Here is a 13,024-nt window from a genome sequence, read left to right on the forward strand (position 1 = left end):
TGGTCGGCACCACGAGGACTACGGAACCACGACGGAAGAACGTCAAGCATCGAAACAGTTCGTTGATACGTCGGTCGAATCACTGAGCCACTGCGTCACTGCGTCATTCCGGTCGCGCGGAGGACGAACGGCATCAGGAGCCCTTGAATGACGGTGCCGACGACAGCGACGCCGAAGACGAGCGTGCGGAGCGTACCGAGGCGCGGAACGCCGTCGGGGAGACTCAACACCAGCGCGACCGGAACGACGGTGTGGAGCCCACCCCAGACCATCACGTGTTGGAACGTGAACGGGACGTCCTCGTCGGCGACGCGGTTTGCGAGGCCGAAGAGGAGGTAGATCGCTACCGCGCGTGCGAGGACGACGAGGACGGTCACGACGAGAACGAGGTCGAGTCGTGCGACGAAGTCGTCGAACCGGACGTTGGTCCCGATGAGGAGGTAGACGACCGTCGTGACGAGAAACGCCGCCGTGTCCCAGACCGTCCGGACGAATCGCGTCTCGTCGCTTCGTTCGGTGAACTCACCCGACAGACCCAACGCGAGACCCGCCCCGACCGTTGCGAGGACGCCACTGACGCCCAGATAGTGCTCGGCGAGAACGTAGCTACCGTAGGCCAAAAGCAGTGTGAACAACACGGTCCCCATCGGGTCGTCGATGTACCGCGTCACGAAGCGTCCGAGGTAACCCGCGAGTGCGCCGACGAGAAATCCTCCGACGCCGACGACGACGAGTCGAACCGCCAACTGCTCTATCGAAACCAGCGAGAGAAACTGCGAAGCCGACGGTGGGCGCGCGCCGAGCGAGAGCGTCCCGAGCACGACGGTGAAGAAGACGATGGCGACGCCGTCGTTGAGCAGACTCTCGCTGTCGACGATTGCCGAGAGGCGTTCGGGCGCGTCCAGTTCGTCGAACAGCGAGAGCACCGCCGCGGGGTCCGTCGGCGAGACGATAGTCGCCAGCAACGTCGCAACCGCCAGCGGCAACGCCAGCAGGACGTGCGTCGAAACGGCGAAGAGGACGATTGTGAGCGGGAGACCGACGAGGACGAGGACGAGCGGCAGTTCCCAGTTCCGCTCGAACATCCCGTGGTCGAGTTCGACCGCGCCGTGGAACAGCAGCGTCGGGAGAAAGACCGCCACGATGAGGTCGTGTGAGAGCGCGAGTGTGACGGGGACGTTCAGGGCGGCGGCGACGAAGCCGACGAGCACGAGCGTCACCGAGTAGGAGACGTTCGAGAAGCGGTCGGTGACCAGACGGACGAGAAGCGCGAGCGCGGAGACGGCCAACAGGGTCGAGAGCGTGGAGACGGCTTCGGCCATGGGAGACAATGTACTGGTGAGACGACGATGTAGCTAACTCACGTCGTCACGATTGTCGTCGGGACAGGAACGTCAACGGGCCCGAGAAACCGGGAGTCGACGACTCAAAAAAGGAGTCGGCAGCCCGATGGCGAGAGAACCCGACTGACCGGGCCGACGTGGTATTTACTCGGTCGCTCTCTAAACGCGCCGAGTGCGTGCTATTCACATGCTATGTCCGATGCGGTTAGCCAGACGACGACCGACTACGAGGAGAGACGCGACCGGACGGTCTCGCGCGAATTCGAGGTGACACCGTGAGTTCGCTCTGGGAGCGCGGCACGGAGACTACCGAGGGAGTCGAGGCGGTCGCCGACTGCCTCCGGTCGCATGCGCGTCCGCTGGACGGACCGGCAGACCTCGGCCCGCTCGTCGAGCGCGTCGCCGACGCCGACTACGTCCTCCTCGGCGAGGCGAGTCACGGCACGAGCGAGTTCTACCGTTGGCGTGCACGGCTGACCGCCCGTCTACTCGACGAACACGATTTCTCGTTCGTCGCCGTCGAAGGCAACTGGACCGACTGCTACGAGGTGAACGAGTTCATTAAGCATCGTGACGACGTCGACGGTGCGCGCGATACCCTCGACCGGTTCGACCGCTGGCCGACGTGGATGTGGGCGAACTGGGAACTCGTCGAACTGGTCGAGTGGATGCGCGAGCGCAACGGCGAGCGGCCCGAAGATGAGCGAGTCGGCTTCTACGGCCTCGACGTGTACAGCCTCTACGAGTCGATGGAGGCGGTGCTGGAGTACCTCGAAGACGTCAACCCCGACGCGCTCGAACAGGCGCGCGACGCCTACAACTGCTTCTCGCCGTACGGCGAGGACGCGCGGTCGTACGCCCGCTCTACGCGGATGGTCCCCGACTCCTGCGAGGACGAGGTCGTCGAGGCGTTGACCGACCTCCGACGGAAAGCCCGAGAGTACGAGGCCGAGAACTCCGACGCCTACTTCTCGGCCGAGCAGAACGCGTTCGTCGCGCAGAACGCCGAGCGGTACTACCGGACGATGGTTCGCAGCAGCAGCGAGTCGTGGAACGTCCGCGACCGCCACATGGCCGAGACGCTCGACCGACTCCGCGAACACCACGACGGCGGTAAGGCGGTCGTCTGGGCGCACAACACCCACGTCGGCGACGCCCGTGCGACCGACATGGCCCGCCGCGGCGAACTCAACCTCGGCCAACTCGTCCGGGAGTCGAACGCCGACGACGACGTGGCGATAGTCGGGTTCGGCACGCACCGCGGGAGCGTCGTCGCCGCGGACTCGTGGGGCGACCCCCACAAGCGCATGCGCGTCCCGCCCGCGCGCGAGGGTAGTTACGGTGACGCGTTCCACCGCGCGCTCGGCGAGAGCGGCAACCAGACCGCCGACGGATTCGTCGTCTTCGACGAGATGGCGGGGGAGGAGGCGTTGGCCGAACCGCGCGGCCACCGGGCCATCGGCGTCGTCTACCACCCCGAGCGCGACCGGGGCAACTACGTGCCGACGGTGCTGCCGCGGCGGTACGACGCGTTCGTCCACGTCGACGAATCGACGGCACTGCACCCGCTCCACGGGGAACCGGAGGGGACGGTCGAGCCCGAGACGTACCCGTGGGGCGTCTGAGAGACGAGTGAGAGAAGGTGGAGTCCGTACTCACGGTGTGGCGACGGCCAGTCAGTCCGAGCGGTCAGCGCCTTCGAGCGACGCGCCGAGCAACTGCGAGAGGCCGTTTCGGAGGTGTTCGTGGAACGTCGCGGGAGCGATACCGAGCCCTTCGGCGATCTCCTCGCCGGTGCTCTCGCGCGGCCACGTGAAGTAACCGGCGGCGAACGCCGCTTCGAGCGCGGCCTGCTGTTTGTCGGTCAGGCGCGAAGCCAGTGCCGACTGGAACTGCTTGAGCGTCTGGACGCTGCGCGTCGTCGACCGCTGAGCGACGAGTTCGGCGTCGGGGTACGCCCGCTGGACCGCGGTGGCGATTTCGCGGAGGTCTATCTCGTGGGGCACCTCGACGACGACGCGGAACTCGCCGTCCTCAACGACGGCCTCTACTACTTGGCCGCCGTAGCCCGCCAACTTCGAGGTGATGGGCGTCTCCGGCGAGCGAATCTCGACCAGACAGCCGTCCTCCCGCTCGGAGACGACGCGGGCGTGGTCGACGGAGGGGTCGTCGGTGAGCGCGGTTCTGACCTCCTCCCAGCCCATGCCGTGGACGCGGATGAACTGGATGGCTTTGTCGTCTGCGAGCGGAATCGTCCGCTCGTACGTCACCGTACAGTCGCTGCCGTCGGTCGCCGCGAACAGCGGGCTCTCGGGGTCGCGCATGACGAACTCCAGTTGGACGACGATGTTGTCCAACAGCGCTTCCTTGCGCTCGATGGCGTTGATGGCGTGGCCGACGATTTCGCGGAGTTGGGCGACGGCGTCGCGTTCCTGTCCGGTGAAGCCGTGTTCGCGCGACGAGTAGATGGTGAGTACGTCGTACTGGAACTCCTGGAAGCCGATGGGGACGGCGGCGACCGATCGGTAACCGTTCTCCAGCGCCCACGAGCGCCACTCGCTGTCCGGTTCGTCTTCGACGTCGGTGACGACTTCGACCTCCTGGCTTCGCGTCGCTCGCATCGCCGGGGAGGCGCGCTCGCCGTCGGTGGCGTCGAGCGACTCGGTCTCTGAACTCAGCGAGGCGGTGTCGATGCCGGCGCTGGCGCGCGGCGTGATCGTCCCGCGGGCGCTGTTCACCTCGCCAATCCACGCCGCGGCGTACGACGAGGAGTCCGCGAGGCGCTCACAGACGATCTCCTCAACCTCCTCGCGGGTCGACATCGAGACGAGCGCGCTGTTGATGCCTCTGATGACGCGGTTGAGCTGGTCGAGCGCCAACAGCTGTTCGCGCTGCTCGCGGAGTTGTTGCTCTCGCTGTTTTCGCTCGGTGATGTCGCGCTGTGAGCCGAGGAAGTGGACGATGTCGCCGCTCTCGTCCCGAATGGGGACGACTTCCACCCGGTTCCAAAACGGCGTGCCGTCCTTCCGGTAGTTTTTGAGTTCGACGGAGGCGGGCTCGCCCTCGTCGACGGCTTCGCGCAGCTGGTCGACCGTCTCGGGGTCGGTCTCTTCGCCCTGGAGGAACCGACAGTTCTGTCCGATGGCTTCGCTGGCCGTGTAGCCGGTGACCTCCTCGAACCCCTTGTTGACGTAGATGAGCGGGTTGTCGGGGCGGTTCGGGTCCGACAGACAGAGCGCGATGTCGGCGTCGTCCATCGCGTGAGTTTTCACCCACAGTTCGCGGTCGCGGATCTCCTGTTCGCTCTCGGTCGGGTGGACGCCGACGGAGCCGCGGAACTCCTCGTCCGACGGCCGCGAGACGAGGTCCAGTGTGAACGAGGCGGTGTCGCCGTCGGCGGTCGGTATCTCCGTCTCGACGGTCTCGACTGCGATGGTGTCGGCGTCGAGTAGGCGCTGGATGGCCTCGGCGAGCGCGTCGTCGCCTCCGTCTTCGACGGGCGCATCCTCTACGGCGGAGCGACTCAGAAGCGTCAGCGCGTCGTGGCCGACGAACTCCTCGCGGGTGAAGCCGGTCGTCTCTAAGAACAGATCGGTCACGGCGGCGATAGTGCCGTCGGTCTTGAGCCAAATCGTGCACCGATGTGTCGTCTCGGGAGGTTCCGAAGCGATTCGGCGTCTATCTTCTGGCGAGTTTTGGCGTGTCATTTCTGTCGAGACGCGCGTCGCAAACCGATGGGTCGTATGTGTGAGACGGCTCTGTGTCGGTCAACTACCACGGTTCGCAACCGGAACGCTCCCAGCGCGCAACCGAGCTACGGACAGTCGGGACGAGAGCGGTCACGTTCGATTCGCGCTCGACTGTCGTTACCGGTTTTAGCGTCCGAACACCCATAATTGCTGGGGCCCGGGTACGGTTACCCGGACTGTCTCGTTGGAGAACCAATTTCTTTCGGCCGTCCACTAATAATGGTTCGAGACGTGGGTTCGAGCGATGCAGGACAGCCCTGTCGACTCATCTACGCCCGAACTCGGCGGTCGTCCGGTCGCGTCGCTCTCCTCCGGACAACTCCAGATACTCTTTGCCAGTAGTCGACGCCAACGGGTCGTTCGAGCGCTCCGAGCATGCTCGCAGCCGACGTCGTTGGACACGCTTGTCGACGCTGTCGTCGCACAGAACCCAAGAGAGGTCCCCGACGAGACGACGGTCCGAAGGCGGCTCCGAGTCAGTTTGTACCACATCGACCTACCGAAACTCGACGAAGCGAACATCCTCCACTTCGACGAGGGCGAACGAGTCGTCACCGACCTCACCGACGATATCGGCGGCATTCGTCTGTAACCGGTGACGGAGTCCCTATCTCTTAAGGGGCTATCTTCACGCCGAAGGCGCGCATACGTCGACAGCGTGGCGCAGATCGAAATCACACTCCCGAACGACAAACAGGCACAGTTCGAGCGTCTCACCGAAGAGGAGTTCCTCAACGAGGAACGCGCGATAGAGGGACTGCTCTCGGCCGGACTCGAAGCCTACCGAGACGTCGCCGACAGAACAGAACCAGAAGTCGAGCGAAACCTCTTCACCGCCGACGCCGAAGACGAGTACGGCCGACGCGGGGAGCTGTAGCTCGCCCGACTGTTTTCGCCGCCGCCCCGAAACGACCGAGAGCGTCGCTGTAACCTCGAAGAGTCTCCTCCAGAATCGAGTTTCGACTGCGTCGAACCGCCCCACATCGCAAAATTTCGAAACTGTGTGGAAATTGTATCGGGGTCGGTAGCCGAGAAGAGAGTGCGTCGCCGTCCCGCAGAGCCGCCGCAGTCGGGGCGTTATCGACGGTCGAACCGTTCGAGCGTCGACAGGAGGCCGACGTACTCGGCCCGCCGGGCAGCGAGCGCGGCCAGTCGGTCGTCGAGATCGTCGAGCGCGGCGTAGACGTCGTCCGCGACGGTGTCGGTGTCGCGGTCGCCGACCTCGAACTGCACCCGTCTGACGTGCTTGCAGCGGACGTCGCGGTACTGGAAGTCGGGACAGGTGCACGCTGGTTCGCGCGTGTCGACGACGTACTCGTCGCCGCTCCCCGTTCGGACGCGGTAGAAGTCGGGGGCCTCTCTGTCGACGAACATCGTCTCGGTGAGCGCGCGCACGTCGCGTTCGTCGACGGGGTCCGGAGTCGATTCTGCTGTCGTGTCTGGAACGTCTGGTGTCGAAGTCATATGTCGCCCTGGTGTGTTTCGGCGAGGCGAAGTTCGGTGGTCTGTTCGCACGCTACTCAGGGGTTGCACGAGCATAAATCGACGTTCCGTCGGATTTCGAACGGGTTACGCCGGACGTTCGTCGACCAAACAGTGCAGATCGGACGACATGGGCAAAACGCTGATAGTCGCTTCCGTGGATAGTACGGCCGTGACCGGACGTATTCGGCGGCCTGTCGTCGTCTTTCTGGCCGTATTACTACTCGTTCAACCGGCGAGCGCCGGAATCGGGGTCGGGGGTGGCGTCGGGGGCGTTGAGAGCGGCGACAGTGGCGGGGCCGTCGACGACCGGACGTCGTCTCCGTCCGCCGCGACGACGGCCCTCCAGCAGTCGGAGACCGACCCGACGGCGGCTATCGGCGTCGAACAGCGAGTTCGGCTCTCCAACCCCGAGGCGTCTGGACGGATCGCCGCCGAGGTGACGTACCACCTCGCCAGCGAGACCTCGGCGCTCGAACTCCGGTTCCGAGAGAACTCGTCTCACAACGTCTCCGGCTCCGACGGGTTCGAGCGGGTCGAGCCGGGCGTCTACCGCTGGGACCAGGAGACGCCTCGACCCACGCTGGCGTTCGAGCGACCGGTGAGCGAGACGACGCTCGACCACTACGGCGCGGGCGTCGACACCGGCGAGTGGGCCGCCGTCGACGTCCGTCGGTTCACTCCCTCGATTCGAGGGCGGACCGCCGGTGCGACCGGCGTCTCGACGAACGTCACCGTCGAGGGCCCTGGCTACGCCACGTCGGTGTTCGCGTTCTTAGGTCCGGTCGACGTGTACGAGCAGACCGTCGGCGACGAACGAGTCACCCTCGTCGTCCCGGAGGCAGCGTCGATGGCGTCCGAACCGTCGGCGGTGCTCGACTCGGTGACCTCGGCGGGTGCCCGGCTGCCGGAGAGCGAGTACGAGGCGACGCATCTGTTCGCGATTCCGGCGGAGTCGGTGCGGACGACCGCCGGCGGCCTGAGTTTCGACGGCGGGGCGACGGCGTGGGTCCGCGACGACGCTTCGGTCGACGCCGACAGCAACGTCTGGGTCCACGAGTACGTCCACCTGCGGCAGTCGTACCGCGCGAGCGAGGAGATGCGGTGGTTCCGCGAGGCGAGCGCGGAGTACTACGCCAGCTATCTCTCGCTGCAGTCGGGCGACCTCGCGTACGAGCGGTTTCGGGGCACCGTGAGTACCGACGCTCACGCCGACGCCGTGCTGTCGACGCCGGCGAACTGGTCGAGCCCGCTCGTGCCGTACCGGAAAGGTCCCCGGGTGCTCGCGTCGCTGGACGCGTCGATTCACGAGGCGACCGACGGCGAGCGGACGTTGACGGCGGTGTTCGAGCGGGTCAACGCCCACGAGGGACGACTCGACTACGAGGCGTTCCGAGAGATCGTCGTCGACGTGAGCGACGAGTCCGTTGCCGACGACCTCGACCGGTACGTCCGAACGACGACGGCCCCGCCCGTGCCGGACCGACCGACCCGCTACACGCAGTATCCGGGCGACGACCCCGACGACGACGGCCTCACGAACGCCGAGGAACGGGCGGCCGGGACCAATCCGTTCGTCGCCGACGCCGACAGTACCGCGGCGGGGGACGAACGACCGGGGACGAACGACTCGGCTGCCGAAGACGACGGCGAAACCGACGGCGCGGGCGACGGCTCCACCGCTGACGCCGAAGAGCATTCCGGGTCGAACGAGACGGCGGTCGACACGGACGGCGACGGACTCGCCGACGCCACCGAGCGCGAACTCGGCACGGACCCCGAGAGGGCCGACACCGACGGCGACGGCTACGACGACGAGCGAGAGGTCCGCGCGGGAACGGACCCGACGCGGCCGACGAACCCCGTGTCGTTCTGGGTCGCACGGGCGTTCACCTCGCTGAAATCGGTCGTGTCGCTCTCGGCGGCCGGACCGGTCGGGGCGTGAGAGGCGACTGCAGAACCGTCAGTCGTCGAGCGGTCGGACGGCGACGACGTCCGGCGAGATGACGACTTCACAGTCGTTGAACGAGAAGACGAACTGACCGTCGACCGTCGACGAGCCCGGCGAACCGTCGGTGAAGAGGTCGTCGAGCGCGTCCGGGTTGACCGTCCCGTACAGTTGGTCGAGTTCGAGGGGGTCGCAGCCGACCGTACTCGCGACGGCTCTGACGACGACTTCGCTGACGGGCTCTCCGGCGATAGGAAACGTCTGATACGATTCTTCGGTGATGCGATGCCCGAACGAGTCGGTCCGGTCGTCTGAGTACTCAGTCATGCTATACCCACCCACCGACTACTCTCATACGCGAAGGACCACACAACGGCCCTAAGCAGTTGTGATACCCACGCTCGTTGATAGTGTCAACGGTGACAGACGCTCGGTCGGAGCGTCGCCCGTCTCGACTGCCCCGGTCGGCGCGGACGCGGTTTCGAAGCACAACTTTCGCCTCGATTCGGATTCGAAACCGAAGTCGGTGCCACGGAGAGAGGGCGTTCGTGTAGGCGCAAAGGGCTAAAAAATGGGCGTTGACTTTACCGTGCATGGCGCTTCAACAGATCTCCCATCTGTCCGACGAACAGCGCGACTGCCTCGACAACTGCTTCGAAGCGACGCAGGTGTGCGAGTGGTGTGCCGACGAGTGCATCGACGAGGGCGAGGGGATGGAACGCTGCATCCGACTCTGCCGAGACGTCGCCGACGTGGCGTCGATGCACGCGCGGTTCATGGCTCGCAACTCGAACTACAGCACCCACCTCGCGGAAGTGTGTGCCGACGCGTGCGAAGAGTGCGCCGAGGAGTGCGAACAGCACGACCACGAACACTGTCAGGTCTGCGCCGAAGTGCTCCGCGAGTGTGCGGAGTCCTGTCGAAACATGGCGTCAGCGTAACGCTATCGCAATCACCACGATTTTTTCGCTCGAATCCGAAAACTTATATCTGAAATGATGATTTCCCGGTGTATTCCAACCCTACTCAGTGAGAATTGACATAACCAATAAACCCGCAGTCGCCGATGGTCACTCGTATGGCCGGACGGATTAGTCTGCGAGTTATCTTCGCCGCCCTCATCGCATTTGCCGTACTCGCCGTCGGAGTCGGGTACGTCTCGTCGGCGACCGAATCCACATTCGAGAGCAACCTCGCAGGTGACGGCGTCGCCGACCCGAGCGCCCAAATCGCCCCCGAAGCCGACGGCATCACCGTCGTCGCCACGGACTCGAACTCCTGGCGCGGCGAGAGCGCCGACGGACCGCGTGCGCGGGCAGAGCTGGTGGCGTTCGACCCCGACGGGTCGACGCTGTACTACAACGACACCCACACGCGCTACTGGGACGTCGACCCCGTCGAGGGCACCGACGCGACGGTCGAGTATCTGTACGCCGACCACCTCGACCCCGAGCAGTGCCCCGACGAGTGGGATCCCGAGACGCTCGGCGTCGACCGGGAGACGCTCGACACCTACCTCGAAGCCCACAGCGACGTGAACGCCTGCACGCGCAACGGTATCGAGCGCGTGAATCTGACAACGGGCGAGGTCGAGCAGGTGTACTCGGTGGAGACGCCGGGCAAGCACTCCTCGCGCTGGCACGACGGCGACCGCGTCAACGAGACGCACTACGCCGTCGCCGACATCCTCTTCGACCGGATGTTCGTCGTGAACACCGAGACGGACGAAGTCGAGTGGACGTGGAACGCCAGCGAGGAGTTCGACACCGACGACACGGGCGGCCCCTACGCGGAGGACTGGACGCACATGAACGATGTCGAGGTGCTCGACGACGGCCGGTTCATGCTGAGCCCCCGCAACCTCGACCGGGTCCTCTTCGTCAAACCCGGCGAGGGCGTCCAGAAGAACTGGACGCTCGGCGAGGAAGACAACTACGACATCCTCAACGAGCAGCACAACCCTGACTACATCCCCGAATCCGAGGGCGGGCCGGCGGTCATCATCGGCGACTCCGAGAACAACCGGGTCGTCGAGTACCAGCGCCAAGACGGCGAGTGGGTCGAGACGTGGAAGTGGCGCGACGCCCGCATGCAGTGGCCCCGCGACGCCGACCGTCTGCCGAACGGCCACACGCTCATCTCCGACTCCAACGGTAACCGCGTCTTCGAGGTGAACGAGGAAGGCGAAATCGTCTGGAGCGTCAACATCGCGTTCCCGTACGAGTCCGAGCGACTCGGCACGGGTGACGAGTCCTCCGGCGGTCCGAGCGCGCAGTCCGCCGGCATCGGCTCGCGCAACCCCTCGATAGACGAGCAGTTCTGGATCGGTCTCAAGAACGTGATACCCGGGAAGTATCTCAACGGCCTGATGTACATCACGCCGGTGTGGATGGGTATCCCCGAACTGTTCGCGCTCGCGGTCGGTCTCGTCGGCCTCGTGGGCCTCGTCGCCGTCGAAGTCGGGCGGTTCGTCTCGCGCCGCCGCGGGCGAGCCACCGACGCCAACACCGCGACGACTCGGGACGGCGACTGAAGCGGGTCGAACGCTCCCTCTGTCGACGAGGCGTACTAGACACTGTCGCTTACTCGATTTTTCCGCCGACAGTAACCCTCACTCAGCCGTATCGGAGCTTGTGCTCGAAGGCGAGATAGACGCTCTCTCCCGTCTCGGTGAGCGAGACGAGCGTTCGTCGGCCCGCCCGGCGGAGGTGGAGATAGCCTTTCGACTTCAGCGGGTCGACGACGTGCGCGTCGAGACGGCGGTACTTCGACTGGCGGTTCTCCGTCGGACTCTCGGTCATGAACGACAGTTCCTCGCGTTCGGAAAACTCGATGAGGTCGCGTTTGTGGACCGTGTAACCGCGGTCGGTGCGCTCGCGGACGTAGCCCATGACGGAAATTTGTTCGCTCGTCGGCGACTCGATGGGGTAGTCGGGCAGTTGGCCGATGTCGACGACACCGCGGGTCAGCGGCGCTTCGTGGATGTCGTGGCCGTACGTCTCCGGTTCGACGCTGAAAGCGGTGGCGTGGGTCGTCATGCAGGCGATAGCCGCGCCGACGGCGGCGACGTTCGTCCCGCTGGAGATGTTGACGAGCACCTCGTCGTCGGCGTGTTTCGCCGCGACTGTCGTCGTCACTCCCATCACGTCGTACACGTCGTGGAGGTTCAGTTCCCGCTCGTCGACTTCGACACCCGCCTCTTCGAGGTCGCTACGGAGCGTCTCGTGGTAGGAGATGGTGGAGTCGTCGCCGGATTCGACGAGGAGGTAGAGGCGGTCGGCGTTGAGTCGCGTCGCCGGGAGAAACACCCGGTCGCGTTCGTAGCCGAGCGGTGCGATCTGCACTCGGCGCATCGACCGGATGTCGCGGCTGCCGTCCATGTTCGCAGTGTCGGCAACGAGATAATCAATCTTCGGAAGCGAGTACGGAGCGAAAAACCGGACGACGGCGGATACCGACGTGGATGTCGGCGGTCGGAGGGCGGGCGTCGGCGGAGGGCCGAAGCGTCAGCGTTTCGATCGGGGCGGACCGGGGCGGGAGGACCGAAGCGTCGGCGAGGGCCGGTCGTCGGCGGGAACCGAGTGCGTCGGAGTCGGGAGCGACCTCCCGACGGGAGCGGACCGGCGGCGACGACGCCGCGGTCCGGCATGCGTCCGACCGCTGCGACCGGGCAGCGTGGAGGGGCGTCGGCGGGGACGGACACGGTGGCCGGCGTCGACCGCACCAGAGGCGCGTGCGACGACGCCGAGTGGCGAACCGTGCCTGTCGAACGCATGCATATTCACTATCTCGTGAGAGTATATTCAGTATTGACACACGACTATCGAGACAATCGTGTCAGTCGCGTCGATTACAGCGGTAGCGAGGCGAAATCTCACCCGTTCACGAGCGGTTCAGTCGCCAGAGACGGGCGTTCAACACCGTGGCAAAACTCACCCAGAGGAAGTACGGGACGAGCAGTAGCGCCGCGCGTCTGTTCACGCGCGCGAACGCCACGAGCGTCGTTAGCACCGACAGCCACAGAGCTGCGATGGTGACCAACCCGCCGAGAATCGACCGTCGTCCGAAGAACACCAGCGTCCACGAGACGTTGAGTAGGAGCTGCCCGACGAACGCCCACAGCGCCTGTCGGCCGCGGAGCGACCCGGCGTCGTCGCGGAACACCAGATACAGCGCGACGCCCATAGTGGCGTACAGAAACGCCCAGACCGGGGCGAACACCCATCCCGGCGGCGTCGACTCGGGGCGTTCGAGCGTCGGATACCACTCGGTGGTCTCCTCGCGGGTCAGCGCGCCGGGGGCGACGCCGGCGAGTTCGCAGAGGGCGATGCACGCCGCGAGACCCCTCCGGTCGTCCGCCGAGAGGTCGAGTGTGGATGCAACCGTCTCCAGAGCCATGCGTGCCGTACTCGTCAGGAGGACAAACGGGTTCCGGCGACTCCCACGGCGTGATAGCGACGAGACATCGAGGATACAGATACCGACTCGGCGGCGCTGCTCGA

Annotated in this window: 12 protein-coding genes; 6 read left to right on the forward strand and 6 right to left on the reverse strand. The window is 65.5% G+C overall.

Annotated elements, in window-relative coordinates:
- Positions 1–95: 95 nt before the first annotated feature.
- The gene (locus LAQ73_RS14045; protein WP_224268890.1) at positions 96–1,322 is read right to left on the reverse strand and encodes a cation:proton antiporter; all 1,227 of its coding nucleotides are present in this window, start codon (positions 1,320–1,322) and stop codon (positions 96–98) included.
- Positions 1,323–1,618: 296 nt separating this feature from the next.
- Between LAQ73_RS14045 and LAQ73_RS14050 the strand changes: the two genes are divergently transcribed.
- Entirely contained in the window at positions 1,619–2,968 is a 1,350-nt protein-coding gene (locus tag LAQ73_RS14050) for an erythromycin esterase family protein (protein ID WP_224268891.1), read from the forward strand.
- Positions 2,969–3,019: 51 nt separating this feature from the next.
- Here the strand turns inward: LAQ73_RS14050 and LAQ73_RS14055 are convergent, their stop codons facing one another.
- Positions 3,020–4,942, reverse strand: coding sequence for a bacterio-opsin activator domain-containing protein (locus LAQ73_RS14055; protein ID WP_224268892.1), 1,923 nt, complete (start codon positions 4,940–4,942; stop codon positions 3,020–3,022).
- A 394-nt stretch (positions 4,943–5,336) separates the two neighbouring features.
- Between LAQ73_RS14055 and LAQ73_RS14060 the strand changes: the two genes are divergently transcribed.
- Both LAQ73_RS14060 and LAQ73_RS14065 read left to right on the forward strand, forming a co-directional pair.
- Positions 5,337–5,684 carry a DUF7344 domain-containing protein gene (locus LAQ73_RS14060; RefSeq protein ID WP_224268893.1) on the forward strand — a complete coding sequence of 116 codons (348 nt, stop codon included), beginning with the start codon at positions 5,337–5,339 and terminating at the stop codon, positions 5,682–5,684.
- A 66-nt stretch (positions 5,685–5,750) separates the two neighbouring features.
- Positions 5,751–5,969 carry a DUF7120 family protein gene (locus LAQ73_RS14065; RefSeq protein ID WP_224268894.1) on the forward strand — a complete coding sequence of 73 codons (219 nt, stop codon included), beginning with the start codon at positions 5,751–5,753 and terminating at the stop codon, positions 5,967–5,969.
- Between the two features lie 200 nt (positions 5,970–6,169).
- Here the strand turns inward: LAQ73_RS14065 and LAQ73_RS14070 are convergent, their stop codons facing one another.
- Entirely contained in the window at positions 6,170–6,556 is a 387-nt protein-coding gene (locus tag LAQ73_RS14070; protein ID WP_224268895.1) for an SWIM zinc finger family protein, read from the reverse strand.
- Between the two features lie 190 nt (positions 6,557–6,746).
- Between LAQ73_RS14070 and LAQ73_RS14075 the strand changes: the two genes are divergently transcribed.
- Positions 6,747–8,519 carry a thrombospondin type 3 repeat-containing protein gene (locus LAQ73_RS14075; RefSeq protein WP_224268896.1) on the forward strand — a complete coding sequence of 591 codons (1,773 nt, stop codon included), beginning with the start codon at positions 6,747–6,749 and terminating at the stop codon, positions 8,517–8,519.
- A gap of 18 nt (positions 8,520–8,537) precedes the next feature.
- On the opposite strand, the gene LAQ73_RS14080 is transcribed toward LAQ73_RS14075, so the two are convergent.
- Entirely contained in the window at positions 8,538–8,849 is a 312-nt protein-coding gene (locus tag LAQ73_RS14080; protein ID WP_224268897.1) for a HalOD1 output domain-containing protein, read from the reverse strand.
- A gap of 266 nt (positions 8,850–9,115) precedes the next feature.
- On the opposite strand from LAQ73_RS14080, the gene LAQ73_RS14085 reads away from it, so the two are divergent.
- Both LAQ73_RS14085 and LAQ73_RS14090 read left to right on the forward strand, forming a co-directional pair.
- On the forward strand, positions 9,116–9,463 hold the full coding sequence (locus tag LAQ73_RS14085) for a four-helix bundle copper-binding protein (protein ID WP_224268898.1): 348 nt from the start codon (positions 9,116–9,118) through the stop codon (positions 9,461–9,463).
- Positions 9,464–9,600: 137 nt separating this feature from the next.
- The gene (locus LAQ73_RS14090; protein ID WP_224268899.1) at positions 9,601–11,055 is read left to right on the forward strand and encodes an arylsulfotransferase family protein; all 1,455 of its coding nucleotides are present in this window, start codon (positions 9,601–9,603) and stop codon (positions 11,053–11,055) included.
- An 82-nt stretch (positions 11,056–11,137) separates the two neighbouring features.
- On the opposite strand, the gene LAQ73_RS14095 is transcribed toward LAQ73_RS14090, so the two are convergent.
- Both LAQ73_RS14095 and LAQ73_RS14100 read right to left on the reverse strand, forming a co-directional pair.
- A complete protein-coding gene (locus LAQ73_RS14095) occupies positions 11,138–11,902 on the reverse strand; it encodes an HFX_2341 family transcriptional regulator domain-containing protein (RefSeq protein WP_224268900.1) in 765 nt (254 codons plus the stop codon).
- 502 nt (positions 11,903–12,404) lie between these two features.
- On the reverse strand, positions 12,405–12,920 hold the full coding sequence (locus tag LAQ73_RS14100) for a TspO/MBR family protein (protein ID WP_224268901.1): 516 nt from the start codon (positions 12,918–12,920) through the stop codon (positions 12,405–12,407).
- Positions 12,921–13,024 lie beyond the last annotated feature (104 nt).

It is taken from the genome of Haloprofundus salinisoli, assembly GCF_020097815.1.
GTDB lineage: Archaea > Halobacteriota > Halobacteria > Halobacteriales > Haloferacaceae > Haloprofundus > Haloprofundus salinisoli.

What these genes read in the sequence shown, in the direction of transcription:
- LAQ73_RS14045 (WP_224268890.1), bottom strand. Translation starts at nt 1,322, where the DNA reads ATGGCCGAAGCCGTCTCCACGCTCTCGACCCTGTTGGCCGTCTCCGCG.
- LAQ73_RS14060 (WP_224268893.1), top strand. Translation starts at nt 5,337, where the DNA reads ATGCAGGACAGCCCTGTCGACTCATCTACGCCCGAACTCGGCGGTCGT.
- LAQ73_RS14070 (WP_224268895.1), bottom strand. Translation starts at nt 6,556, where the DNA reads ATGACTTCGACACCAGACGTTCCAGACACGACAGCAGAATCGACTCCG.
- LAQ73_RS14080 (WP_224268897.1), bottom strand. Translation starts at nt 8,849, where the DNA reads ATGACTGAGTACTCAGACGACCGGACCGACTCGTTCGGGCATCGCATC.
- LAQ73_RS14085 (WP_224268898.1), top strand. Translation starts at nt 9,116, where the DNA reads ATGGCGCTTCAACAGATCTCCCATCTGTCCGACGAACAGCGCGACTGC.
- LAQ73_RS14090 (WP_224268899.1), top strand. Translation starts at nt 9,601, where the DNA reads ATGGCCGGACGGATTAGTCTGCGAGTTATCTTCGCCGCCCTCATCGCA.
- LAQ73_RS14095 (WP_224268900.1), bottom strand. Translation starts at nt 11,902, where the DNA reads ATGGACGGCAGCCGCGACATCCGGTCGATGCGCCGAGTGCAGATCGCA.
- LAQ73_RS14100 (WP_224268901.1), bottom strand. Translation starts at nt 12,920, where the DNA reads ATGGCTCTGGAGACGGTTGCATCCACACTCGACCTCTCGGCGGACGAC.